This window comes from Kribbella sp. NPDC020701 (genome assembly GCF_055562215.1).
Map to the genome: position 1 here is coordinate 21,644 of NZ_JBVHFT010000008.1, position 22,633 is coordinate 44,276.

General features: G+C 66.5%; 25 protein-coding genes and 1 pseudogene. 7 read left to right on the top strand and 19 right to left on the bottom strand.

Annotation, left to right across the window (positions count from 1 at the left end; genetic code table 11):
- Nucleotides 1-42 precede the first annotated feature (42 nt).
- The 14 genes and pseudogenes from ACZ3HV_RS20030 to ACZ3HV_RS20095 all read right to left on the bottom strand — a co-directional run bounded on the left by ACZ3HV_RS20030 (nt 43) and on the right by ACZ3HV_RS20095 (nt 14,740).
- Complete coding sequence (locus ACZ3HV_RS20030; protein WP_465686369.1) at nt 43-840, bottom strand: IclR family transcriptional regulator; 798 nt, start codon at nt 838-840, stop codon at nt 43-45.
- Between the two features lie 62 nt (nt 841-902).
- Entirely contained in the window at nt 903-1,808 is a 906-nt protein-coding gene (locus tag ACZ3HV_RS20035) for a beta/alpha barrel domain-containing protein (protein WP_465686371.1), read from the bottom strand.
- The gene (locus ACZ3HV_RS20040) at nt 1,805-2,797 is read right to left on the bottom strand and encodes a CaiB/BaiF CoA transferase family protein (protein ID WP_465686807.1); all 993 of its coding nucleotides are present in this window, start codon (nt 2,795-2,797) and stop codon (nt 1,805-1,807) included. The genes ACZ3HV_RS20035 and ACZ3HV_RS20040 overlap by 4 nt, the downstream gene beginning before the upstream one ends.
- A gap of 38 nt (nt 2,798-2,835) precedes the next feature.
- Nucleotides 2,836-3,651 (bottom strand): annotated as a pseudogene (locus ACZ3HV_RS20045) (GntP family permease); the annotation flags it as partial.
- A gap of 260 nt (nt 3,652-3,911) precedes the next feature.
- Nucleotides 3,912-4,439, bottom strand: a complete 528-nt coding sequence (locus ACZ3HV_RS20050; RefSeq protein WP_465686373.1) for a hypothetical protein — start codon at nt 4,437-4,439, stop codon at nt 3,912-3,914.
- A gap of 54 nt (nt 4,440-4,493) precedes the next feature.
- Nucleotides 4,494-5,480: an N-acetylglucosamine kinase gene (locus ACZ3HV_RS20055; RefSeq protein ID WP_465686375.1), complete on the bottom strand. Its 987-nt coding sequence runs from the start codon at nt 5,478-5,480 to the stop codon at nt 4,494-4,496.
- Nucleotides 5,477-6,730, bottom strand: coding sequence for a 6-phospho-beta-glucosidase (locus ACZ3HV_RS20060; RefSeq protein WP_465686377.1), 1,254 nt, complete (start codon nt 6,728-6,730; stop codon nt 5,477-5,479). The genes ACZ3HV_RS20055 and ACZ3HV_RS20060 overlap by 4 nt, the downstream gene beginning before the upstream one ends.
- A gap of 10 nt (nt 6,731-6,740) precedes the next feature.
- Nucleotides 6,741-7,928 (bottom strand): ROK family transcriptional regulator, encoded by a 1,188-nt coding sequence (locus ACZ3HV_RS20065; protein WP_465686379.1) that lies wholly within the window; start codon nt 7,926-7,928, stop codon nt 6,741-6,743.
- 223 nt (nt 7,929-8,151) lie between these two features.
- Complete coding sequence (locus ACZ3HV_RS20070) at nt 8,152-9,147, bottom strand: DUF2891 domain-containing protein (RefSeq protein WP_465686381.1); 996 nt, start codon at nt 9,145-9,147, stop codon at nt 8,152-8,154.
- Between the two features lie 10 nt (nt 9,148-9,157).
- On the bottom strand, nt 9,158-10,129 hold the full coding sequence (locus ACZ3HV_RS20075) for a DUF979 domain-containing protein (protein ID WP_465686383.1): 972 nt from the start codon (nt 10,127-10,129) through the stop codon (nt 9,158-9,160).
- A complete protein-coding gene (locus ACZ3HV_RS20080) occupies nt 10,126-10,827 on the bottom strand; it encodes a DUF969 domain-containing protein (protein ID WP_465686384.1) in 702 nt (233 codons plus the stop codon). Before ACZ3HV_RS20080 ends, ACZ3HV_RS20075 begins: the two co-directional genes overlap by 4 nt.
- Before the next feature lie 335 nt (nt 10,828-11,162).
- Nucleotides 11,163-11,840 (bottom strand): uracil-DNA glycosylase, encoded by a 678-nt coding sequence (locus tag ACZ3HV_RS20085; protein ID WP_360362908.1) that lies wholly within the window; start codon nt 11,838-11,840, stop codon nt 11,163-11,165.
- Nucleotides 11,841-12,402: 562 nt separating this feature from the next.
- Complete coding sequence (locus ACZ3HV_RS20090; protein ID WP_465686387.1) at nt 12,403-12,969, bottom strand: TIGR03086 family metal-binding protein; 567 nt, start codon at nt 12,967-12,969, stop codon at nt 12,403-12,405.
- 1,225 nt (nt 12,970-14,194) lie between these two features.
- A complete protein-coding gene (locus tag ACZ3HV_RS20095; RefSeq protein ID WP_465686389.1) occupies nt 14,195-14,740 on the bottom strand; it encodes a hypothetical protein in 546 nt (181 codons plus the stop codon).
- 121 nt (nt 14,741-14,861) lie between these two features.
- Between ACZ3HV_RS20095 and ACZ3HV_RS20100 the strand changes: the two genes are divergently transcribed.
- Complete coding sequence (locus ACZ3HV_RS20100) at nt 14,862-15,395, top strand: hypothetical protein (RefSeq protein ID WP_465686391.1); 534 nt, start codon at nt 14,862-14,864, stop codon at nt 15,393-15,395.
- 61 nt (nt 15,396-15,456) lie between these two features.
- Here the strand turns inward: ACZ3HV_RS20100 and ACZ3HV_RS20105 are convergent, their stop codons facing one another.
- The 4 genes from ACZ3HV_RS20105 to ACZ3HV_RS20120 form a co-directional block, all read right to left on the bottom strand.
- The gene (locus ACZ3HV_RS20105) at nt 15,457-15,870 is read right to left on the bottom strand and encodes a DUF6086 family protein (RefSeq protein WP_465686394.1); all 414 of its coding nucleotides are present in this window, start codon (nt 15,868-15,870) and stop codon (nt 15,457-15,459) included.
- Nucleotides 15,871-16,023: 153 nt separating this feature from the next.
- A complete protein-coding gene (locus tag ACZ3HV_RS20110) occupies nt 16,024-16,413 on the bottom strand; it encodes a hypothetical protein (RefSeq protein WP_465686396.1) in 390 nt (129 codons plus the stop codon).
- A 105-nt stretch (nt 16,414-16,518) separates the two neighbouring features.
- The gene (locus tag ACZ3HV_RS20115; RefSeq protein ID WP_465686398.1) at nt 16,519-16,854 is read right to left on the bottom strand and encodes a hypothetical protein; all 336 of its coding nucleotides are present in this window, start codon (nt 16,852-16,854) and stop codon (nt 16,519-16,521) included.
- A gap of 249 nt (nt 16,855-17,103) precedes the next feature.
- Nucleotides 17,104-18,096: a phosphotransferase gene (locus ACZ3HV_RS20120; RefSeq protein WP_465686401.1), complete on the bottom strand. Its 993-nt coding sequence runs from the start codon at nt 18,094-18,096 to the stop codon at nt 17,104-17,106.
- A gap of 252 nt (nt 18,097-18,348) precedes the next feature.
- On the opposite strand from ACZ3HV_RS20120, the gene ACZ3HV_RS20125 reads away from it, so the two are divergent.
- The 6 genes from ACZ3HV_RS20125 to ACZ3HV_RS20150 all read left to right on the top strand — a co-directional run bounded on the left by ACZ3HV_RS20125 (nt 18,349) and on the right by ACZ3HV_RS20150 (nt 21,893).
- Nucleotides 18,349-18,642 carry a barstar family protein gene (locus tag ACZ3HV_RS20125; protein ID WP_465686403.1) on the top strand — a complete coding sequence of 98 codons (294 nt, stop codon included), beginning with the start codon at nt 18,349-18,351 and terminating at the stop codon, nt 18,640-18,642.
- A 130-nt stretch (nt 18,643-18,772) separates the two neighbouring features.
- Nucleotides 18,773-19,411 carry a GNAT family N-acetyltransferase gene (locus ACZ3HV_RS20130; RefSeq protein WP_465686406.1) on the top strand — a complete coding sequence of 213 codons (639 nt, stop codon included), beginning with the start codon at nt 18,773-18,775 and terminating at the stop codon, nt 19,409-19,411.
- Between the two features lie 462 nt (nt 19,412-19,873).
- Nucleotides 19,874-20,185 carry a hypothetical protein gene (locus tag ACZ3HV_RS20135; protein ID WP_465686408.1) on the top strand — a complete coding sequence of 104 codons (312 nt, stop codon included), beginning with the start codon at nt 19,874-19,876 and terminating at the stop codon, nt 20,183-20,185.
- 63 nt (nt 20,186-20,248) lie between these two features.
- The gene (locus ACZ3HV_RS20140) at nt 20,249-20,557 is read left to right on the top strand and encodes a hypothetical protein (protein ID WP_465686410.1); all 309 of its coding nucleotides are present in this window, start codon (nt 20,249-20,251) and stop codon (nt 20,555-20,557) included.
- 182 nt (nt 20,558-20,739) lie between these two features.
- The gene (locus ACZ3HV_RS20145) at nt 20,740-21,003 is read left to right on the top strand and encodes a hypothetical protein (protein ID WP_465686412.1); all 264 of its coding nucleotides are present in this window, start codon (nt 20,740-20,742) and stop codon (nt 21,001-21,003) included.
- A 296-nt stretch (nt 21,004-21,299) separates the two neighbouring features.
- Nucleotides 21,300-21,893, top strand: a complete 594-nt coding sequence (locus ACZ3HV_RS20150; RefSeq protein WP_465686808.1) for a tyrosine-type recombinase/integrase — start codon at nt 21,300-21,302, stop codon at nt 21,891-21,893.
- Between the two features lie 175 nt (nt 21,894-22,068).
- Here ACZ3HV_RS20150 and ACZ3HV_RS20155 read toward each other — a convergent pair whose 3' ends face one another.
- On the bottom strand, nt 22,069-22,632 hold the full coding sequence (locus ACZ3HV_RS20155) for a DUF1990 family protein (protein WP_465686414.1): 564 nt from the start codon (nt 22,630-22,632) through the stop codon (nt 22,069-22,071).
- Between the last annotated feature and the right edge of the window lies 1 nt (nt 22,633).

Consider the following 22,633-nt stretch of genomic DNA (forward strand, 5'->3'; position numbering starts at 1 on the left):
CCGGTTATCTGACGGGCGGCATCCTCGCGGATGCCGCCCGTTTCAGAGGGTGGCGCTTGTGGTGGGGAAGCGGCCGCCTAGGAGGCGGGTGGCTTGTTCGGCGGATTCGACCAGGAGGTCCAGCCAGTCGAGGCAGCGGTCCAGGGGCATGCGGATGGTGGGGCCGCTGATGGTGAGGCAGCCGGCCAGCTCGCCGTTGGCTTTGAAGACGGGGACCGAGAGGCCGGAGGCGCCTTGTTCACGTTCGCCGATGGTGATCGCGTAGCCGTCGGCGCGGGTCTGCTTGATCACCGCGGCGAGTTCGTCCGCGCTGGTGATGGTGCTGTCGGTGATCGGCCCGAGCGGCTGCGCGAGTACCGACCGGGCGAGTGAGTCGTCCCAGGCCAGCAGGACGCGACCGGCCGATCCCGCGTGCAGCGGCATGATCTTGCCGACGTGCATCTCCCGGCGGAGCGAGTGGTTGGTCTCGGCGAGGGCCACGCAGACCCGGTGACCCTGCTCGGCCCGGAAGAACGAGGCCGTCTCGCCGGTGACGTCGCGCAACTGGCGCAGTACCGGCACGATCAGGTCGAGGACGTCGACGCCCTTCACCGCGGGCGCGGCCCAGTACGCCATCTTGACGCCGACCCGCACCTGGTCGCCCTGCCGGTCCAGGAAGCCGAGCGCGACCATGTTCGTCACGAGCCGCTGCACGGTCGAGGTCGGGAACCCGGTGGCGTCGCGGATCTCGCCCAGGCTCAACGCCGGCCGGTCGAGCGAGAACGCGTCCAGAATCTCCCCGATCTTGCCGAGCACCAGAAGAGGCTGCCCGTTCCCACCACCCGGATCCGCTGTCGCCATGTGATCAGCGTAGGTGAAGCGCGAAGGGGAGCCGACCGGGGAGAGGAGGCCCGGCCGGCCGCTCATGATGCCCACGGGAAGGACGTCGTACTGGCGCGGGCGCCGTCGGCCGCGCGGGAGCGGTTCGGTTCGCCGAGGTCGGACAGGAGATCGCCGCCCAACTGGACGAGATCGCCGAACTTCGCGGGGGTCAGCCAGTTGGGGCGGAGGGCGAAGACCAGGTCCTCGGTGGCTGTGTTGCCGGCGGCGCCAGGAGCGAACGGGCAGCCGCCGAGGCCGCCGAGGGAACCGTCGACGGTGGTCGCGCCGGCGTCGATGGCGGCCAGGCTGTTCGCCACACCGAGACCCCAGGTGTCGTGACCGTGGTACACGATCGGCCGGTCGTCGACCGACGCCGTCCGCCCGACCAGGTGGCTGACCTGCGCAGGGATCGCCTGGCCGAGCGTGTCGCACAACACGACCTCGCTGGTCCCGTCGGTCCGGTGATCGAGCACGATGTCCAGCACCCGGTCCGCCGGCACCTCCCCTTCGAACGGACAGGTGAACGCGGTAGCGATGCACAACTGCACCTCTCCCGACACCTTGTCCGCCGCCTCCAGCGCGGCCGGCAACGCGGCCAGGCTGTCCTCGGTGGAGCGCCCGATGTTCGCCTGGTTGTGCTTGTCCGAAGCGGACAGGCAGTACTGGAAGTTCCGCGCACCCGCCTCGGCCGCCCGCGCCACATGACGCGGGGTCGCAACCCAGATCCAGCACTTCGCCAGCTCCGCCGGAGTCAGCGCCCGGATCACGTCGACCGTGTCGGCAACCGCCGGAACCAGATCCGGCCGAGCCATCGACCCGATCTCCAGCGATGGAACCCCCAGCGCCAGCAATGACCGGATCAGCGAGATTTTACGGGCCGTAGGCAACGGCTTCCCGGTGAGCTGCAGCCCGTCCCGCAACGTCACGTCGCGCAGCGCGGCACTCATGACGCCTCCTCGAGGTCGTGCGTCCCGCGCCGGATCTCGGCCGCGGTCAACCCGAGCAGCCCGCCGAGCACCTGTTCGGTGTGCTCGCCGAGCTCCGGCCCGAGACTGCGGATCGGCAACGACTGCCGGCCGATCACCGGTACGACGCCGGGGAAGCCGACATCCTTCAACACGTCCGCGCCGTTGGACACGTCGAAGCGCTGAATCATCGCGCGCGCCGCGTACTGCTCGTCCTGGCTGATCTCCCGCGCGGTGTAGATCGGCCCGCACGGTACGCCGGCCCGCTCGAGCTCCTCGATCGCCGCAGCGGCCGAACGCCCGGCCGTCCAGACACCGATCGCCTCGTCGAGCTCGTCACGCCGAGCCCACCGGCCGGCATTCGATCGCAGTCCGGCGTCGCTCGCGAGATCGCCGCGACCGATCAGCGTCATCAACCGCTGGAAGATCCGGTCGCCGTTGCCCGCGACGATGATGCTGTCGCCGTCCTGGCACAGGTACGCGTTCGACGGCGCGATCCCCTCCATCCGGCCACCGATCCGCTCGCGGAGTACGTCGTACGCCTCGTAGTCCGGGATCAGTGACTCCATCATCGAGAGCATCGACTCGTTCAGCGCCACGTCGATGATCCGCTCCGCCAGTGGCGCCGGGGGCAGACCCGCAGTACGGCGTACGTCGCGCTGGAAGAGCGCCATCACCGAGCCGAAGCCGGCGTACAGGCCCGCGATCGAGTCGCCGATCGAGATCCCGACCCGCGCCGGCGGCCGGTCCGGGTGACCGACGAGCTCGCGGAAGCCGCCGTGCGCCTCGGCGACCGCCGCGAACCCCGGCCGGTCTTCAGGATCTGGCCGCTCTCCTTGAATCCCCGGGCGATCGCCTTCTCGACCCGCGGCTGACCCATCGCGTACCGGCCGATCAGGCAGGTGCCGACGAGTCCGACCAGCAACGCGACCACGGGGTCGGAGATCAGCGCGACGACCTTGTTGCTCCAGTCGGAGGCTTCCGCGATCGCCCCGAAACCGATCAGTGCCAGCGCGGCGAGCAGCGGGACGAACAGGACGAACAGCGGGGGCTGCCCGGTCTCGTCGACATCGGCGGCGTCACCAGCACCACCGGGACGAGCAACCTCCGCAGAGGGTGCGCTGCCACCGCCTACGGTGACCGCTTCCTTGACCTCGACGGTCTCCGCCACGACGACCTGCTGCTCGTCCACTGCCTCGTTCCAGAAGCCGCGGCGGAACAGGAACGTCATGATGGTGATCGCGATCAGCACGGTCGGGATGATCAGCAGCAGGCCCCACAACAGCATCTTGCCGAGCGGGACGTGCAGCAGCGCGGACAACGCCAGCGCGCCGACTCCGGGGACCATCAAGACGATGCCGCACTCGAGGCCGATCGCCAGCGCGGTCGCCATCCGGGCGTTGCCGAGCGGGCCGATCCGCTTCGCCGCCGAGCGGGCCAGCGGGGCCGAGATCACCAGCAGGACGTCGAGGTAGATCGACTGCAGCAGGGTGGCGATGGTGAGGGCCATCGAGTACGGGAGCCGTTTCGGGCCGATGAGGTTGAGCAGGTGCTTGACCAGGCGCTCGATCGCGCCGAGCTCCTGCAGGATCGAGCCCATCAGCACACCGAAGGCGATCAGCAGGCCGACCTCGGCCATGATGTCGCCGAATCCCTTGGTGATGGTCTCGACCGTCTTGTCCAGGCCGAGCTTGCTGACCAGGCCGAGGTACAGCGAGCCGACCACCAGGGAGATCACCGGGTTCACCCGGAACCGGACGATGAGAACCACGATGGCGAGGATCGCCACCGCGGTGTTGATCAGTACTCCGACGTCAGAAGTCATGGGCCGTGGTCCTTCGATCGGGGAGTGGGCAGTTGAATCGCGGACTGTTGGCTCACAATGTGAACATAGACCCACAAAGTAGGCAAGATGTCGGCCGCGCTACATCTGGAAAAGTTTCGGAAGCACCGGCTACGGCCCTCCGCTCCCCACCGTGCGCCACTTGTAACAACAGGTGACGAAGATCTCAGTCCACCAACAAAAACCCGCCCACCTCCGCTATGCGCAGAGGTGGACGGGTGTAAGAGCAGGCGTGAGGTGGGTCAGGCTTGGGTGTCGGGGCCGGTGCGGCGGACGTCTTCTACCTTTGTCATGGCTTCGCGGAGGTCGGTCAGCCAGGTTTCGCTGTGTTGGGCTACCAGCTTGACGCACCAGCCGAGGGCGTCGCTGCGGGAGCGGGCGACGCCGGCGTCGACGAGGGTGTCGAGGACCTGGCGTTCGGGCTGGCGGAGGCGGGTCATCACGGGCGCGGACAGCGACGTGAAGATCGTCCTGGTCTCGCCGCACCGGATGCCCCAGGCGACCTTGCGGCGGGTGGCGTGCTCGAGTTCGCGGGCGATCTCGATCCGGCGCTCCCGGGTGTCCTCGCGGAACTGCTTGATCCGGCCGTCCTCGGCCGCCGACCGCTCGGCGGCGCTCACGTCGTCGGCCTGCTCCGGCGCGGGGATCCGGCCGACGATCAGGATCTCGTCCCGGTCGATGGTCAGCTCCGGCTCGCCCTCGAACCACTCACCCGGCAGCCGGCCGGTCAGCCACCCGCGCACCTTCTCCTGCTCTGCGTTTGTACTCATGTAATCATGATTACACCTCTACAGAACGCCTTTCAAGAGATCTCACGCAGCAGGTCAGGGAGCGAACGCGGCCCGCAGCCGGGCCTGAGCCCCTGCCTCGGCCGCTGTGTGATCCAGCCCCAACAGCGCCGCACCAACAACAGGCGGTACGTCGACCACCCGCGGCACCGCCTTCGGCGCGACCTCCGCCAGCAGCCGTACGACGCGATCGATCAGCACCGAGTGCCCACCCGTGAGTACGCCGCCACCGAGCACTACGGTCACCGGCTCGTCCAGCAACGCGAGCCGCCGTAGCGCACTCACCGCCATCGCGACGATCTCCTCCGCCTGCAGCTGAATGATGCCAAGAGCAACGACATCCCCAGCCGCCGCGACCTGGAACAGCACGGGCACCACCTCCAGTTGCCGCTCGACCGCCAACGAGCCGAAGTGGAACGCCTCGATCACTGCAGTAAGTGACGGCAAACCGAAGTACGCCGGAAGCGCGGTGAGCAATGTGGTCGCGGGACCACGACCATCGTCGGCCCGGGACGCGGAGTAGAACGCCTCCTCGGCCAACTGCGCCCCACCACCCCAATCGCCGGTCAGCTTGCCCAGTGCCGGGAATCGAGCCGTCCGCCCGTCCGGCAGCAGACCGGAGCAGTTGATCCCCGCACCGCACACCACCGCAACACCGCGCGGCTCGTCCACACCCGAACGCAGCAAGGCGAAAGTGTCGTTGGTGACGTACACCGACTCCGCCCAGCCCTGAGCCTCAAACGCCGCGGTCAGCCACTCTTCTTCGATCGGCAGGTCCGCGTTCGCCAGGCACGCCGAGATCTGCTGCACCAACGGCACCTCACCCAGCCGCAAGCCGGCTTCCGCCGCCGCGGCGCGGACCAGCGGCTCCAACTCAGCCACCGCCGCGTCGGGTCCGACCTTCTGCGGCTCGAACCCACCACCACGCGCTCTGCCAAGGACTCTTCCGTCCGCAGCCACCAGGGCCACGTCCGTCTTGCTGTTCCCCGCGTCGAAGGCGAGCACGCCGCCGGGGACGGTCACGCCCACGGCAGATAGGCCTGGTTGTGCGCCAGCAGCTTGCCCGTCAGCTCGCGCGCGATGGAGATCTGCCCGACCAGCGGATGCGCCAGCAAGGCCTCGAACACCCGCTCCGATCCACCCTTCACCGCAGCGTCCAGCGCCAGGTTCTCGTACGCCGTCACATGCGCGACCAGACCGGCGTACAAGGGCTCCAGGGCGGTCACCGGCTCGGGTGTCGCACCCTCGGCGCCGACCGTCGCCGGCACCTCAATGACAGCATCGTCGGGCAGGAAGGGGAACGTGCCGTTGTTGAGGGTGTTCACCACCTGCACATCGCCGGTGTTGTTCAGCAGCGACGACACGAGTGCCACGGCGGCCTCGGAGTAGTACGCCCCGCCGCGTTGCTCCAGCAGTGCTGGCTTCTCGTCGAGCAACGGGTCGGCGTACATGTCCAGCAACTGCTTCTCGAGCGCAGCCACCTCAGCCGCACGTGACGGCTTGGTCAGCAGCTCTTGCACGACCTGGTCGTGCGCGTAGTAGTAGCGCAGGTAGTACGACGGCACGACGCCCAGCTGCCGCACCACGTCGGGCGGCAGGAACAGCTCGTCGGACAGCTCGTCCAGATGCTCGGACAGCAGCTTCGGCAGCATGTCCTCGCCGTTGACACGGACAGCGCGCTCCCAGGTCAAGTGATTGAGTCCGACGTGGTCCAGCGACACCTCCTCCGGCGTGACCCCGAGCAGCCGGGCGAACTGCCTCTGGAACCCGATGGCCACGTTGCACAACCCGACCGCCTTGTGGCCGTGCGACAGCAGAGCCCGTGTCACGATCCCGACCGGATTGGTGAAGTCGATGATCCATGCGTCCGGGTTGGTACGCCGTACCCGCTCGGCGATGTCCAGTACGACGGGAACCGTCCGGAGCGCCTTCGCCAGACCACCGGCTCCCGTCGTCTCCTGACCGACGCATCCGCACTCCAGCGGCCACGTCTCGTCCTCGTTGCGGGCGGCCTGCCCACCGACCCGCAGCTGCAGCAGTACGGCGTCCGCACCGTCGATCCCCGCGTCGACATCGGACGTGGTGATCACCCGGCCGGGATGACCTTGTTTTGCGAAGATCCGACGCGCCAGACCGCCGACCAGCTCGAGCCGGTCGGCCGCTGGATCGACGAGGACCAGCTCGGACACCGGGAGCGTGTCGCTCAGCCGGGCAAAGCCGTCGACGAGTTCGGGCGTGTAGGTGGATCCGCCACCAACGACTGTGAGTTTCACCCTTTGACTCCTAGGGGATTGGTGGACCTGCTGTATCGAACACTTCGTCGCGGGTGGTGCTCAGGGCGGACTGGAGTGCTCCGGCGAGCACGGGGTCGGTACCGAGCGCGGTCATCAGCAGCCGCGGCCGGGGTACGGCGAGATCGGCGAGCTCGTCCTGGACCAGGCCGCGCAGGCGCTCGCCGCCGGCCGTGATCACGCCGCCGGCCAGCACGATCAGCTCGGGGTCGACGACCGCGACGATCGCGGCCAGACCGACGGCCAGCCGGTGCGCAAACTCGGCGAGTACGGCGTCGCCGGCGCCTTCGGTCTCCAGCGCGATCGCGATCGCGGCCTCCGGGGTTCGGGCCTTCAGGCCGTGTTCGCGGGCCAGTTGCAACACGGGTTCGCCGCCGGCGAGCTCCTGGAATCCGCCGGCGTTGTTCCGGCTGACGTTGCGGACCAGCGGCGTACCGGGCAGAGGCAGGAACGCGACCTCGCCGGCGCCGCCGGTCGCGCCGCGGTGCAGCCGGCCGTTGATCACGACCGCCGCGCCGATGCCCTCCTCGCCCCACAGCAGCACGAAGTTGTCGGTGTCCCGGGCATGGCCGACCTGCTGTTCGGCGACGGCGGCCAGGTTGACGTCGTTCTCCACCTCGAGAGGTACGGCGATCGCCGCGGACAGCTCGTCCAGCAGATGGGGTGCATGCCAGCCGGGCAGGTGGGTCGCGTACCGCAGGCGGCCGGTGGTCGGGTCGAAGCCACCAGGCGTGCCGATTGCGACGCGGCGCAGCCGCTCCCGGTTCAGACCCGCTTCGCCGACCGCGCCGTCGAGGGCCTTGAGCACGCGATCCACGGTGCCCTTGGCGCTGCGACCGGGGGTGGGCAACTCGTAGGTGCCGACGACCTTGCCGGTCAGGTCCGCGACGGCCGCGCGGATCCGGGCCGGCGTGACGTCGAGGCCGGCGACGTACGCGATCCCGCCGTTGATCTCGTACAGCTGCGCGTTCGGGCCCGGGCGGCCGGCGCTGGTGCCGCTGGCCCGGACCAGACCGGCGGCCTCGAGCCGCGCGAGCAGCTGCGATGCGGTCGGTTTCGACAGGCCGGTCAGGTTCCCCAGAGTGGTGCGGGACAGCGGACCCTGGCTGAGCAGCAGGTCGAGGGCGGCGCGGTCGTTCATCGCGCGGAGCAGGCGCGGCGTTCCGGGTGTTGTTGCCATGAGCTAACCCTGCCTCCCTCCGCCGTATCCGTGCGGTCAACTCGCGGGTTGCAAGAACTGTTAGGAAAGTTTCCTATTAACGCGAGACCGTACGGCGGACTGACCGGGGTGTCAATCAGTCAGGGTGGGTTAGGGTTACCTAAGCACTCCGGTGGTACCTGCGCCGGTCGGCGCCGTACTGGACGAGGCGACTGCTGAAGCGGGTAGTGCGGGTGCGCGCGAGCTAGAGCGGGCCAGCGTTGCCGCGATGATCGGCCAGAAGGGCGAACGACACCAGCCAGTGCGTCGACATGAAGTCTCCGCCGGTCACTGTCGGCAGGATTGCCTCGATCTGACGGTCAGCGCCTGCTCTGAGCTTGTCGGCGACCTCGGGCAGGGCTGGGGCGATCGTGCGGAGCTGCCAGGCTCGTGACAGCGCCAGACCGGACAGGTGCGCGAGCTGACCGTCGCCGGAGTCGTCGGTGACGGGCAGCTCCAGCAGGTGCTGGTGCGCGTCGGCGCCGAGACCGGGGAGGAACGCGGTCAGCCAGGTGACGAACTCGTCGGCCGGAAGCACGCGGCGCATCAGCTCCGCCTCGGTGAGCGCCGGTGACAGGAAGTCGGTGCCGGACGGTTCGAACCGCGTGTCGTACGCCGTGTCGCCGCCGAACCATTCGAGCGCGCGGCCGCGGATCGCGTCGACCACGTCCGGCCGCTGAAGGTCGCCGTACGCCTCGTGCAAAAGAGCCAGGGCGAAGGCGCTGTTCAGGTGGACGCCGTGCCGGACCGGGTAGGCCTGGCGCGGCAGCCAGCCGAGGACGAGGTCGGCGATCACGTCACCGAGCGGGGTCAGTGCGGCCGCCCAGTTCTTTGCCTCGGGCAACTTGTGGGCGGCGGCGACCAGCATCGCCGCCCAGGCCCAGCCGTACGGGCGCTCGTACGACGGACGGTCACGCAGGTACGCCGCCTCCGTCCCGATCGCCTCGGTCGTGAGTCGCCTGTCCAGGACTTCGATCGGGCGATGGCCCACCTGGTCCGGTGCCAGCGTGAGCAACCGGACCAGGGACCACTGCATATGCGCGCTGGAGTGCCAGTCGTAGGACCCGTGGAAGGCCGGGTGCAGGCGATCCGGGGTCACGTCGACGTCGTCCGGGCTGCTCGATGCGTGAGCGGATCCGTAGGGGTACGGGGTTTCGAGCACCTCGCAGGCGATGGCGGCCCAGTCAGCGGCGTACTTCATGGAACTCCTTCTAGAAGGCGAACACGTACATCAGGACGATGTTGCAGGCCAGCAGTGGGACGGCAGTCGGGACCTGTGCCTTGATCGGTCCGTACTGATCTTTCATTTCCAGGAGTGCTGCCGGGACCAGGTTGAAGTTGGCGGCCATCGGCGTACAGAGGGTGCCGCAGAAACCGGCCAGCATGCCGATCGCGAACACGACAGCCGGCGTACCGTCGAACTGCTGCACGAGCAGCGGCCAGCCGACCGCTGCCGTCATCACCGGGAACGCGGCGAACGCGTTGCCCATGATGATCGTGAAGACCGCCATGCCGATGCAGTACAGCGCGACCGCCGCGATCAGGGAGCCCTTCGGCACCAGGTGATCGGTGATCCGGCCGACCGCCTTGCCGACGCCCGACGCGTTGAACAGCAGACCGAGCGTCGCCAGCATCTGCGGCAGGATCGCGGCCCAGCCGATGTGCTCGAGCAACCGCCGGCCCTCGTGCAGCGGGACGGCCGGCGACCTTGGCCGGAGCAGCGCCATGCCGACCGCGAGCGCCAGCAGCGAGGCGACGCCAAGGCCGATGATGGTCGCGGAGCCGGACTGGAGCAGGAGCTTGCCGTCGCCCGACTTCACCTTGGCCAGCCATGCGCCGAAGATGGCCGCGACGACTGGAATCACCAACGCAGGCAGGAAAAGCTTGTTGCCGAAGCGGTCGGCGAAGCGGGCTCGCTCCGCCGGAGTGGTGGTCTGCTCGTGGCCGCGACCGGGGAAGCCGGAGCCGGCCAGGACGGCCAGGCCGATGACCGCGATGCCGAGCAGCCAGGACGGAGCCTGCTTGTTCACCACGAACGTGCCGTAGCCGAAGGACAGACCGAGGATGCCCCAGAACGCCGCGCTGCCGAGGCGCTTCGGGTTGGTGCGGTCGTTGACCACCTGCAGGGCGATCAGGACGAAGAAGATGCCGCAGAGCCAGTAGAACCACTCGACCTTGATCACCGGGCCACCTCCTCGGCGTCGGCCTTCGCTTCATTGGCCAACTTGTCGAGCTGGCGGTCCAGCAACAGGAGCCGGGTGCCGTGGATGAGCAGCGCGCAGATGCCGGTCGGGATCGCCCAGAGCGCGATGTCGATCGCCTCCAGGTGCAGGCCGTACGTCGTATCCACGAAGCCGGTGATCAGCAGGATCGAGCCAATCGCGACGAAGATGTCCTCGCCGAAGAACAGCCCGACCGTGTCGGCGCTGGCGGCGAAGCCCTTGATCTTCTCCTGGAGCTTCTCCGGGAGCTTGCCGTAGCGGCGCTCTGCGGCGCCGGCGGCCATCGGGTGGATCAGCGGCCGGACCGCCTGCGCGGGACCGCCGATGCTGGTCAGGCCGAGGGCCGCCGTGCCTTGCCGGATCAGCAGGTAGACCGCCAGCAAGCGGCCGGTGGTCATGACTTTCAGCTTGCCGATCAGCTTGCGGGCCTGGTGCTGCAGCCCGTAACGCTCGATCAGCCCGATCACGGGCAGGGTGACGATGAAGACGGTGACGGAACGGCTGCCGGCGAAACCGTCGCCGAAGGCGTTCAGGATCTTGATCGGTGACAGGCCGCCGATCAGGCCGGCGACGATGCCGGCCGCGGTGACGACCAGCATCGAGTTCAGCCTGAGCGCGAACCCGACGACGACCACCGCGATGGCGAGCAGAACCCACATGGTTCCTCCCGGGGACGGACGGACGCGATTGTCCGGCCACCATAAGAGATTGTTGAACGATCCTGCAATGGATCATTCGAACAAGTTTTGGTTGTGGGAGAACGATTGCCGCGCGGCAAGCAGTCCTGGAGTGCCATGCGCCTCAGCGTGGGAGCTGCGTCCTTCGGTACCCGGGTCGTGGTGCGCGGACCGACGGCTCTCGGGGGGTGGGGCACCTTCTGGGGTGCTGAGACAAGAAGTAACTTGTTCAAGCCAACCGGTACCTGTGCCAGCCCGCAGTGCCCTGCCGACGGCGTGTCTCTTCAGGCGACTCAGGCCACCGGTATGTCGCTCAGCTACGGCAGGCGCCAGTCGATCGGGGTGGCGCCTTGTTCGACCAAGAGGGCGTTGACGCGGCTGAACGGGCGGGAGCCGAAGAAGCCGCGGTCGGCGGACATCGGGCTCGGGTGCGCGCTTTCGACGTACGGCGTACTGCCGAGCATCGGCTTGAGGGTCTGGGCGTCGCGGCCCCAGAGGATCGCGACCAGTGGGCCGCCGCGGTTCACCAGCGCGTGGATGGCCTGCTCGGTGACCGTCTCCCAGCCCTTGCCGCGGTGCGCGCCCGACTTGCCCGGCTGCACGGTCAGCACTCTGTTGAGCATCAGCACACCCTGCTCGGCCCATGGCGTCAGGTCGCCGTTCGACGGAGCCGGTACGCCGACGTCCGCCATCAGTTCGCGATAGATGTTGGCCAGACTCCGCGGAATCGGCCGCACATCGGGCGCCACCGAGAAGCTGAGCCCGACCGGATGCCCCGGCGTCGGGTACGGATCCTGGCCGACGATCAGCACCTTCACCTGTTCGAGCGGACTCTTGAACGCGCGCAGCACGTTCTCCCCAGCCGGCAGATACGGCCGCCCGGCCGCGATCTCCCCGCGCAGGAACTCCCCCATCTTCGCCACCGTGTCCTCGACCGGTGCCAACGCTTCCGCCCAGTCCCGGGCCACCAGATCCGTCAACGTCTTAGGGCTCACCCACCAAAGCATCCCAGCCCAACGGCCCACCATGCACCCCGGGTTGTCCCCTGCTGTTCGCGTGTCGGTCAGACCCGCGTTTTGTCACGCGGGGTAAAAGGACGCGGCCCCGCAAAGGTATGAGCTTGGCCATCCCGGGTCCGGTCGCGTCCACGTCAGTTCGCAGACTCCTTGTTTTAAGGGTGATTGAGCGATCGCGAACAGCGGCGTACTGCAACCGGCATTGCAACCACGTCATAGACGGTCCGGTCGCCTGCCGACGCCTGTCCTCCCGTTGCTCGTTGTGGCTCGGGCCAGGGTCTGGATCGGTGGCCCCGCCGGACCTGTTCCTCAGTTTGGCACCGATCGAGTGTGCGCCGAGCTGGCTATCCACAGGGTTGGGTTGACATGTAGGAGTCGACTTTCTATCGAACATAGGTTCCCTGAGGCTCCGAAGATGACTCTCGGGGCGTGACCTGGGAGGTTGCGTCGTGGACGGTGTCTGTGAAGGGGGGCCGGCGGGGTCGCGGCGACCGTGGAACCTGACGTGACTGGCGCGGTCGCATCGGGTTCGGCGCGCAGATTATCGACGGCGGCCGAGAAGGGCGGCCAGTTGTTCGGTTGTGTCAGCGTCCTGGGCTGGGCTGACGACCGCTGCATACATTCGAGCCCGGGTGCCGGCCGGGATGACGGTGTCGACGTGAGGCAAGACCGCGGCTGCGAGTCCCTCCGGGGCTTCAGCAGGTCGATCTGTGGCTACGGCGAGATCCCAGCCGTGGACCAGTGTTTCAATGGTGAACCCGCGGACCGCGTCCTGGGCTGAACACGGCCCCCATGGCGCGGAAACCTCGGTCACCGCCGTGGTCCCTGTCCAAGCGGCCGTGATCAGCTGGCTCAACCGTAGGTACTGATCTGCTAGGTCTGCGTCGGCGACATCCACGACCACGTGGGGGATTTCCTTGGTCGACCGCCGTTGTGCGGTGCCGAGAGATCTCTTCGCCGTCCCGATCAGATGACCGATCAGCGCGCGGACGTCGAAATCGTCGCAGGGCGTCGAACACTCCAGCGAATGCAGCGGCGTAGCCGCGATCAGTTGGCCCACCCAGCGGAGGGCGCCGTCGTAAACTCGAAGGTTAGAAGTCCAATCCACGGCGCGAGTCTCGCAGACACCATCGACAGCTCCGACGCACGAGCGGTCGGAGATCACGAGACGATCCGGCTGTCGTGATACTCGAGCTGTTGGAGATCGCCGGAGTCCACCTCGGCGGCACGATGCAGGTCGCGATCGAGACCTCTTGCCCTCTCGCCACCGGCACGCCATCCCGCCACGCAAGCCCTGAGGTGGAGCGTCGACGGCACTCCAGATAACGACAATCCGACACGCCAGCTAAGCGCCAAGTAGCCGCGTCGACTACATCAAAGACATCGTTACAGAGGCTTAAGGGAACATCTGTTCTATAGTTCTCATCATGGGGAGCAATCGTCGGTACTCTCGGGAGCCACCCCCGAACTTGGCTACTCGCCACTGCTGGGTCCTGCGTACGGCGCGCGAGCGGGGACCGTGTCCAGGTCTGATTCTGGAGTGGCGTCGTACCAACGGCGGCGACTGGGCCGCCCGCGTGGTCTATGTGCCGGATCATCGTGCCGGCCGTTCGGTCGAGGACTGGTTCGCCCCCAGCTATCTGCGACCGATCGACGTATGGCCGACCAAGGCTACACAGGAGGCGGCCCGTCGAGGCGTCTGTCGTGGGTGACACTAGCTCAGCCAATTTGAGGCGTTGACGGTTACGTGTCAAGTGCGGGCACGGCTGTCGCATCGCCCCGATAGCTGCCAACCTCAGGTCCGGTGCGGCACGGGTCAAGGGGTCGAAGATCCCGCAGGGACGCCGTAGGCGCCCTTGACGCGTGCCGTGCTGGACCGTCTCTCCCATGATTGCTAGCGGGGCGATGCGGCAACCACAGTCAGGCGGCGGTGTGGGCAACCTGGTCGGAAGCGGTGGCCGGCCGTTCTGGCGAGCGGTGCATCTGGCAGGGTGTCGAGCGTTGATGGCGAGTTGTGCTGTCTTCGACCCGGCACCCTGTTGGCGCGTGCGCGCCAAGCCAAGGGACGCGCCCAGAACGCAGCGAAGCGGAGTGGCGGGCTGGCGTCCCGCCCTGTGGTGGCGGCGCGCTTTCGGGCCCTGAAGGGGCCTGTCTTGAAGACGTAGAGAAACTTGAAGACGTAGAGAAACTTGTCAGGCGGATGAGAGGCTGGCCCTGTCCTCCGTCGGGTGATGCGCGACACTCATCCGCCAGGTGATCTGCGACAGTCTGGAGCACGGATCGCGGCAGTTCCGGACCTTTCACCCTCGGCGGCAAAGCGGGCGCCTCAGTGGCTAGACACAGATCCAGCAGTAGAGGTTCTGATCGCCAGCCCGCGCTCGCTGGGCAAGTCCGGCCAACTCCTTCAGGAACTCCGCGAGGTCAGTTGGGTCGGCCGCGCTCCAGAACTCTTCCGTTTCAGACCAAGGTCTGGCCACTCGCTCCAAGGTCTCGTCGCTGGCCTCGGCGAGGGCCGCGGTCAGGGAGTCAGTCAGTGTGACCACGAGGCGCTCACCCCCGTCGCGCATTGCGAGGTTGTGACCGCTTCGAGGATCGTCGACCACCTCGTCGTATGGCCGCCCCGTGAGTAGTTCCTCGAGCGTTCCGAGTTGCACGACGGGGTCAATGCCCTTGACCGAAAGGGTGTCGTGAACGACGAGGTCGGGATCTGTGCCGAGCGCGGGCTCTGGCGCGGTGTGCTTGCGCCGGAATATCCCGCGCTGGCGCCTTTCAGGGGGAGTAACCATCGTCGCCTGGGACCCGGGGCCACCAACACGATCAATGACGGTCGCCGCTTCCTCATCGGATGCAGCTGCGAAGTAGTCGAACAGCACGCCCATGGCGAACATCCTGCACGACGCGCGATGCTCTGAGATCGGCAGGACGGCAAAGCGCGCTCATCGGCATGTTGGTTCGCCCTGACAGCGGCAGATGAGTTCGGGGATCCACTAGCCTCCCCGTGTGAGCTACGACCTGTACTTCCTCACGCGTCAGCCTGGGCAGTCCTGGGAAGACGACATGTCGCAACTTGAGGGCGACGACTCGGAAAACGTGCCCTTGGACGATGAAACAGTCGCGGCCTGGGATCGAGTCAAGGCTGCTGTGGGACCAGTCTTGCCCGACGCCAGCGAGTTCGCGGTGTCGACCAGCCGCCAACTCAACGCTGATGCGACGGGTATCCAGATCTCGATGGTTCCGGGCGAACTTAGCCTGACGGTTCCGTATTGGTACACGGGGCCCGACGCCGAGCGGCTCGTAGGCATCCTCCATGAAGTCGCCGCGGCGATCGAGCAAGTGACCGGACTCACCGCATACGACCCTCAATCCGAAGCCCCATTCCTGGGCGAAGGTGAGTATGGCGCAGCCCGGACGCTCGACCGCATCCACACATCGGTTATCCATAGGCACGCCGCCTCTGAACCGGCTGACCGTGCGCCCCGATCGGAACGGCCCCGCGGGCTGTGGGCGAGACTCTTCGGACGCAGGCCTCGCTGAGCGTGCGCTCATCGGCAGTATCGAGCTTTCACCCTTCGCGGCATGATAGTGCGGTTGCTGCCTAGCGCGGCATGAAGCGCAGCATGGCATGCGCCCGCTGGCGCAGTTCGTCCTCGGTTTCGACTGAGGGTCCTTGTCCGCTGCCAACCTGGATGTCGTGTTTACGGCCGTCGAAGCGGGATGGCCGGACCTCGGTACCAGCCCGCTCGGCAAGTGCAAGGACCGTGATGACGAACCCGTCCGTCAAGGCGTGGAGAATTGGGTGATTCGAGGCTCCGCCGTAGGTGAGGAGTGCCTGGGCGAACGTTCTGAACTGCTCGAGCTCGACTTGGCACTCGTCGGCCTCCATCGTGCCTACGCCGGATGCCTGCGACAGTTCATCCTCGAAGAGGCGCACCTGGCCGAGAAACACTCGGGAGACCCCCGATGACGGGTTCCAAAGCATGATGTCACCAGCCCGGTAGTACTGGCTCATCAGACCGCCCCTTCCTTCACCCGGATGAGGATAGGCGCATCGCCAGCGCACTGACCGCTTATCGGCATGGTCGCGCTTCACTATCGGCGGCAGATCCGGACGGTTCCGCTCAGGTGCGCCGATTCCGCACGCGCGCATCGCCGGTGGCGGGCTCTAGCCCTTGGGCACGACGTCGTGCGCCCGGTATGCAATCCCAATAAGGTGAGCCAACGCGGCACGCACGTCGGCGTCGCGGTCGAGTCTGGGAAGTTCTGCCAGTCGCTCCGCGGCGATGTCGAAAGTGGTCAAGGCCGCCTCGGCCTTCGGGACTATCGCCTCGAACAGCAAGAGGCACCGGTACGCGCGCAACGCCTCGAAGCGCTCCTCGCGCAGAAAGGTCATGAGCAGAATGGGCGCATCGAGAACCTGACGTCGCAGCGCCTGGACGGATGTCCAGCGGGTCGAAAAGCCGTTCTGCTCCGCGCTAGTTTGAAGACCCGCCAGTTCATCAAGCGATATCGTGCAGACTCGAAAGTCGTCGTCTGTGCTCTGAATCGCGGACACGGGCGTCAGCCTATGGGGTACGACATCTGGCCCGCTCGGACGTCATGAGCACTCGCCCGCTCAACGGCATGACCGCGCTTACCTCTCGGCGGCAGATCCGGACGTTCAGCGCTGGCGCCGCGCACGCTTGAACTCGGCACGGGCGTCACGTCTCCGCTGCTCGTCCTTCGCCCGCTTTTCGGCGCGATCAGGCATCGTTACGTGGTCGACATCGGCGTCTACATCGAAGTCCGGGTAGGCAGCCGCGAGGGCAGGACGCACTAACTCAAGCTGAGCACCCTGACTGAGCAGCCACCAGAGCACATCCTCCGGGTCGACGTAGCCGGAGTCTTGGTCAACGTAAGCGAAGGATGACCAGCCGCTGGCCTGGCGCCAACTGATCAGCACCCGGTCCTTGCTCTGGGGCGAGACTGCGACCTCATCAACCTCCGTCAGGTCCACGCAATGACTCTACTGGTGCCGCGAACGCTTGTCGGCGGAAGCGCGATCATCGGCAGATCCGTGCGTTGCTCCGACACGCTGACAGCCTGGCGACCACCTGGGACGCCGGCCAACGCACGGATCAGCCGAGTTCAGGACGGTCGGACGATCTTGTCGGGCAGGCTGGGGGTGCTGGCATGACGGTGTCTGGGACCGCACTTCTCCGGTGAAGACGCCCTCTCCTGGCCGTCATGTTCGCCCAGTGCCTCGTCAGGAACGCTTTGCCTGCCGGACTCCGTGCGCAGGATCTATCGAGGTTGGTTTCGAGTTGAATAGTGCCTCGCGGCCGAGCTCCAGGAGCAGCGCGGCAAGGCTGTGGCGCCGGGTGAGGACTTCCTGCAACGGGCGCCGGTAGAACCTTTCCGCTGCTTCGCGTCGATCATGATCGATGATCATTCGAAGCACTGGCCCGACCTCCAACAGTCCGAGCCCCAGCGCCAACTGTGTGCAGTACGTCAGGCGTATCGCAGCAGTCTGTACCTCTCCGATCGCGCCGAGACCGCGGATGTAGCCGTCGAAGATCGCCTTGTCCAAGCTGTCAGCTTGTTCCACGTCGAAGTCAAAGTAGGCGATGGCGTAATGAAAGAGTGTCGCAGCGTCCAGGCCAATCGGAGCGATTGCAAGGTTCGCCCAGTCGATCGCGGTCGTCCTGCGAGACGATCGCGGCAGCAGGTTGTTGCGCTGGGCGTCGCCATGACAGACACCCCGGGGTGCCGACGCGGCAGCCGCTACGATCGGTTCGCGGCACTCCCACAGCTGATGCAGGCCGCGGGAGATATCGGCCGGGTAGACCTGTCGGACCAGCCGATCGTTCGAGTGCTGGTCGAGCAATTCCAGGCTCCGCTCCATGAGATCAGGACGGCCACACAAGTCGCGCGTCGGGACCATCCTGGCCGCCGTGACGGTCACGGGCGGACACGATCCCGTGAACTGACCAAGATGCTCTGCTACCTGGGCAAACGCCTCGGCTGTCCATTCAGCAGCCGCACTACTTTCGACCAGTTCCAGCCAGATGCCAACACCACCCCCAGGACCTTCCGAGATGCCGTAGAACCTGGGACAGCTGAGCCCGCTCCCCCCAGCCGGAAGCGCAGCGCTGGCATACAGATCTGCTTCCCGAGGCAGGTTGGAACACTGTGATGACCCGTCGACGAACTTCACCACCAATGCACTCGGACCTCCGCTGACTTCGTCCAGGTCCACGCGATACACGCCCCGGGTAGACGCCAACCGCGGCTGCCACAGTCCACGCACTCCCGTGACCACCACGCCGTCACATCCCAGGACTCGCTGCACCTCAGAGGTGACATCCTCCGGCCGCAAATCCATACAGCGATCATCTCAGCGACACTGCCCGGCAGGATCCAACGCCCTCATCTGCCGCTGATCGCGCGGTCATAGCCGATGTGCGGCCGCGGCATCCTTCTGATCCGACCAAGGACATATCGTCTGCACGTGGTCGAGATCCAGATTTGCGGCGCGGAGGTTCGGACGGAGCTCGACGTACACCGAACTCTCGAGCGGCAACTTGAGTTTGGCGAGCACTACGGGCGAAATGTCGCCGCACTTCGGGATCGTCTCCTGACCGACGTACCGAGGCCGGTGCGTATCGTCTGGCTTGACTCGAGCATCAGTCGATCGCGGCTCGGCGAGGAAGTCTTCGACAAGATCGTTGGGGTCTTTGCCGAGGCGGCGGACCAAGATCTCACGTTCGGTTGGAGCGAACGATTCGAGTTCGAGCTTCGCTAACTGGCGTCTTGAGCCAGCCGGTCACGGAACTGCCGCGATCCTGGCGCACGGGCGACCGATGGCAACCGTGTGGTGAAGGCGCCGGGATATGCGCGCGCGATCTCGGCAAGTGTCGCGTACGGTCGCAGTCGTGAGCCACCGATACTGGCCCCTGTTCGACCTACGACTGACGACGCCCGACCTTGAGTTGCGAGTCGCCACCGAGGTCGACCAGATGCGGCTGGCCGACGTGCTGCCGGTCGACGTCGAGATCGACCCTAGGCTGCCGATGTACGATCTCGGCGACCCGCGAGCCAGCCGCGGCGCGGCGACCTTCCAGGGCTACTGGCGGGCGTTCGGCAGCTGGCGGCCGGAGTCGTGGGCGGTGCCTTTCGTGGTGATTCGGGGCGGTGAGCTGATCGGGGAGCAGGCGCTGGAGGGCGACGACTTCGCACGGCTGCGGACCGTCGACAGCTTCTCGCTGCTGGTCCCCGAGGCCCGCGGCAAGGGGTACGGCAAGCAGATGCGCGATGCCGTCCTGGCGTTTGCCTTCGGTCCGCTCGAGGCTGCGTGCGCGATCACCTCGGCGTGGCAGGACAATCACGGCTCACTGGGTGTCTCCAGCGCTCTTGGCTACCTGCCGAACGGGGAACGGCGGCAGCGACGTGGCGACGGCGTCGACGTGATGGTGCACCTGCGGCTTACCCGCGAGGACTGGCTGGCCCGGACAGACCGACCGCCAGTCGAGATCACCGGCTTCGAACCTTGCCGCCGGCTGTTCGGGCTCTGACTCGAGACGATCCCTGCGTCTCACGGCCACGCACCAACCCGCTTCCTCCAGCCGAGTACCTGGCCGTGCTGGAGATTCGGGGCCTCTCGCAGCGCTTGGAGTATGTCGTCATCATTGACTGACTGCGACACATGAACCCCCGCACGTGCCTCGTAGAGGGAGGTCCCGAACCTGGCGGGGCATGACCTGAGCCGATTGGGTGGAGCTGGGTCCGACGCTGCACATGTGAGGTCTCGATCGCAGACCACGCGTGCGGCGTTCCACGTGCCGCTCTTTCCTAGCGACGGTTTGGCAGAGCCTCGGGCGCCCCAGCGCCGCCGGTTGAGTGGATTGCCCCAGTGTCCCGCACGTGTCCGCGAGACGCACTTAATTGCCGCGATCCGCGCGCTCATAGCCGCGATCCGCGCGCTCGTGCCGATGAGCGGACAACTCGATGATCCGATGCGATGACACAATCGACCCGTGGCGATCACCATGTCGGTCAGGGGATTTGGGGCTGCGCCGGGCGAGCGACTTGCCGAGGCGAATCGGCCATGGACGCCTCCCTATGATCTGCTGACACCTGGGGAGACCCCACTGCTCTACGGCGTGGATCCGTACGATGACACGGTCTTCAATCGTCGGCAGTGCGAGCAACTGCTGCTGCAGGAGGTCACGCACCTCAGGACTCAGCGCCTCATACCGGATCAGGTCGCCATGCTCGATGAGCTAGACCGGCTCATGGAGGAGACGGACCGCGGCCCGCACCGCTACCTGTTGTTCAGCGGGGACTAAAACGTCCTCAACAAGTAGCCGCTGTTAGTGCTGCCCGATCGCCGATGTGTATAGCATCTGGCCATGCCGAATGGGAATGAATCGATCTCAGATGACCATCGGTGGTACGGGCGCCGGGAGGCGCTGGTTGAAGAGCGCCTCGCCGAGTACCGGCGTACCAACGTCTACGTCTTCGACATGTTCATCGACGCCGACGACGACTCGACAGATGGACCGCCCAACCTATGGGTTGCACGTGACCACTACACCGGTGAACTGATCCAGCGGCTGGCAGGGGCAGAACTGGAGGACTTCTACGCCGAGCACGAGAACTGGGTCGAATACGCCGGACTGGTTGACCAATTGCAGGACCAACTTAAGTACGAACTGTAGCTAGACACCAACGCGACGAGAACCCGGGGCCACTTGTGACCCCCCAACAGATCCGCAACACGTCACCAGCTGATGTACGACGGCCGGAATTTCTCGCGACCGAGAATCCGACAGCAAGCACGGATCTGTCGCAGACAGGTAACGAAGCTGCTCATGGACAGACGTGGCCGTACTCTTCCTGCATGGATGACCACGCCCGGCGGGTATGCGCACCTCTCAAGGAAGCGTGGGTCGACTTCGAGGCGGGCCGCGCAAGCCTTCTCGACCTGTCGCGGCTGGCCGAACAAGCAGCGAACGCACTGGACAACGCCAATGCACCACTACCTGGGCTACTTGCGACGGCTGCCAGTGACCTGGAGTACGCGTACGACGTCAACGAGCGGGAGAACCACCGGCCGGAGGGGCGCCGCATCCTGGGATCCGTGCTGTCGCTCATAGACGGCTAACCCGGACGTCCGGATCTGCCGCTTATGTTGATCTGAGGCGGGCCGGGCTGAGCACCAAGACGGTTCTCGATTACCACCGCATGATCAGCAGGGCTCTGAAGATGGCGACTCGCCGGAACCTCGTGAGTGTCAATGTCGCCACGATGATTGATGCGCCGAGTCATCGCGATACTGAGATTGAGCCCCTATTGCAAGAGGATGCGCGTGCCATCCTCGCCAAGGCGGACTCAGCGCGCAATGGTTCCCGTTGGTCCGTAGCGTTCGCGCTCGGGCTCCGCCAGTGCGAGGCGTTGGGAATGAGGTGGAAGTGCGTCGATCCAGAGAAAGGTCAACTGCGCGTCTACCAACTAAAGCGCCGTCGATTTGCTCACGGATGCGAGGACCCGGCCGCGTGCGTGCGAACTCGGCATACCGATGCCTGCGGGCCCGATTGCAGCGGGCACGCACGTTATTGCCCGGACCGCGTTGGCGGCAACTGGGAGTTTCGAGAGCCGAAAGGTGGTAAGAGTCGTCCCGCAGCGATCCCGGAACCCTTGATCCCATTGCTCAAGGCGCACAAGGCCGCGCAAGCCGCGGAACGTCTGGCGGCAGGCAGCGCATGGGAGGACTGGGGCCTGGTCTTCTGCCGCCCGGATGGCCGGCCGATTGATGCTCGCGATGACTGGGGTGCGTGGCCGTCGCTACCGGTCGATGCCGGGATTCCGCACACTCGGCTTCATGACGCTCGGCACACCGCCGCCACCCTCCTCCTCGAGCAGGGAGTCGACATTCGCGTCGTCCAGGAGATCCTCGCGCACTCGTCGATCACGGTGACCAAGCGGTACGCCCATGTGACCTCCCGGCTCGCCCGAGACGCCGCCGACCGTATGGGCCGAGCGCTGTGGGGCTGACACCGACTGCAACCGCAACTGCAACTGCAACCACAGGGCGAGTTGCCGCCTGGTCCCTCACGCTGAGGACTTGGCTGATCGTCTTATTGTGTTGGCGTGTTGGTCATCTGCTGCGTTTGAAGCGGCTGGTACAAAGGATCCGGCCCCGCAAAGGTATGAGCTTGCGGGGCCTTTGCTATGGGGTGGACAGGCGTTCGAGTGCGTTGACGTAGCGGCGGGCGGCGTACTGCTGGCCTTTGCGGGTGGCGGGGCCGGCTAGGTGGGTGTACCAGGTGGCGGGGCGGCTGTAGGCGCGGACGGTGAAGTAGACGCCGTCGGACTCGCGGGTGACGACGAAGGACTCCTCGCCGGATGCGGGGTGGCCTTCGAGGGTGCCGTACGCGAAGCCGACGCGGTCCGGCTCGTCGACGGTCCAGACGACGCGGCATGGGACTGGTAGGCCCAGAGCGCCTAGTGGGGAGAGGGTGCGGAGGCGGCCGACCAGGATGCCGGCGCCCAGGCGTCCGAGGGTGTTGGTGCCGATCGTCGGAGGTGTGTCGGTGGCGGTCGTCGGTACGCCGGCAGCGCGGTGCATGCGCCAGTTCAGTAGTGCCTCGCCGGCTCGCGCGAACACCTCACTGCCCCCACCGATGCGAGCCCGGTGCTCGAGTCGGTGGTAGCCCTCGGGCGTCTCGTCGTACCGGGTCGATCCCACCACGTCATAGCTGAAGCGCAAGTCCGCCAAGTCCTCGAGCTTCACC

Bases quoted from the DNA above. Each gene is read 5' to 3' on its own strand.
- ACZ3HV_RS20145 (WP_465686412.1), top strand. From the start codon at position 20,740: ATGGATGACCACGCCCGGCGGGTATGCGCACCTCTCAAGGAAGCGTGG.
- ACZ3HV_RS20070 (WP_465686381.1), bottom strand. From the start codon at position 9,147: ATGAAGTACGCCGCTGACTGGGCCGCCATCGCCTGCGAGGTGCTCGAA.
- ACZ3HV_RS20150 (WP_465686808.1), top strand. From the start codon at position 21,300: ATGAGGTGGAAGTGCGTCGATCCAGAGAAAGGTCAACTGCGCGTCTAC.
- ACZ3HV_RS20065 (WP_465686379.1), bottom strand. From the start codon at position 7,928: ATGGCAACAACACCCGGAACGCCGCGCCTGCTCCGCGCGATGAACGAC.
- ACZ3HV_RS20030 (WP_465686369.1), bottom strand. From the start codon at position 840: ATGGCGACAGCGGATCCGGGTGGTGGGAACGGGCAGCCTCTTCTGGTG.
- ACZ3HV_RS20095 (WP_465686389.1), bottom strand. From the start codon at position 14,740: ATGGGCGTGCTGTTCGACTACTTCGCAGCTGCATCCGATGAGGAAGCG.
- ACZ3HV_RS20140 (WP_465686410.1), top strand. From the start codon at position 20,249: ATGCCGAATGGGAATGAATCGATCTCAGATGACCATCGGTGGTACGGG.
- ACZ3HV_RS20050 (WP_465686373.1), bottom strand. From the start codon at position 4,439: ATGAGTACAAACGCAGAGCAGGAGAAGGTGCGCGGGTGGCTGACCGGC.
- ACZ3HV_RS20080 (WP_465686384.1), bottom strand. From the start codon at position 10,827: ATGTGGGTTCTGCTCGCCATCGCGGTGGTCGTCGTCGGGTTCGCGCTC.
- ACZ3HV_RS20035 (WP_465686371.1), bottom strand. From the start codon at position 1,808: ATGAGTGCCGCGCTGCGCGACGTGACGTTGCGGGACGGGCTGCAGCTC.
- ACZ3HV_RS20105 (WP_465686394.1), bottom strand. From the start codon at position 15,870: ATGAGCCAGTACTACCGGGCTGGTGACATCATGCTTTGGAACCCGTCA.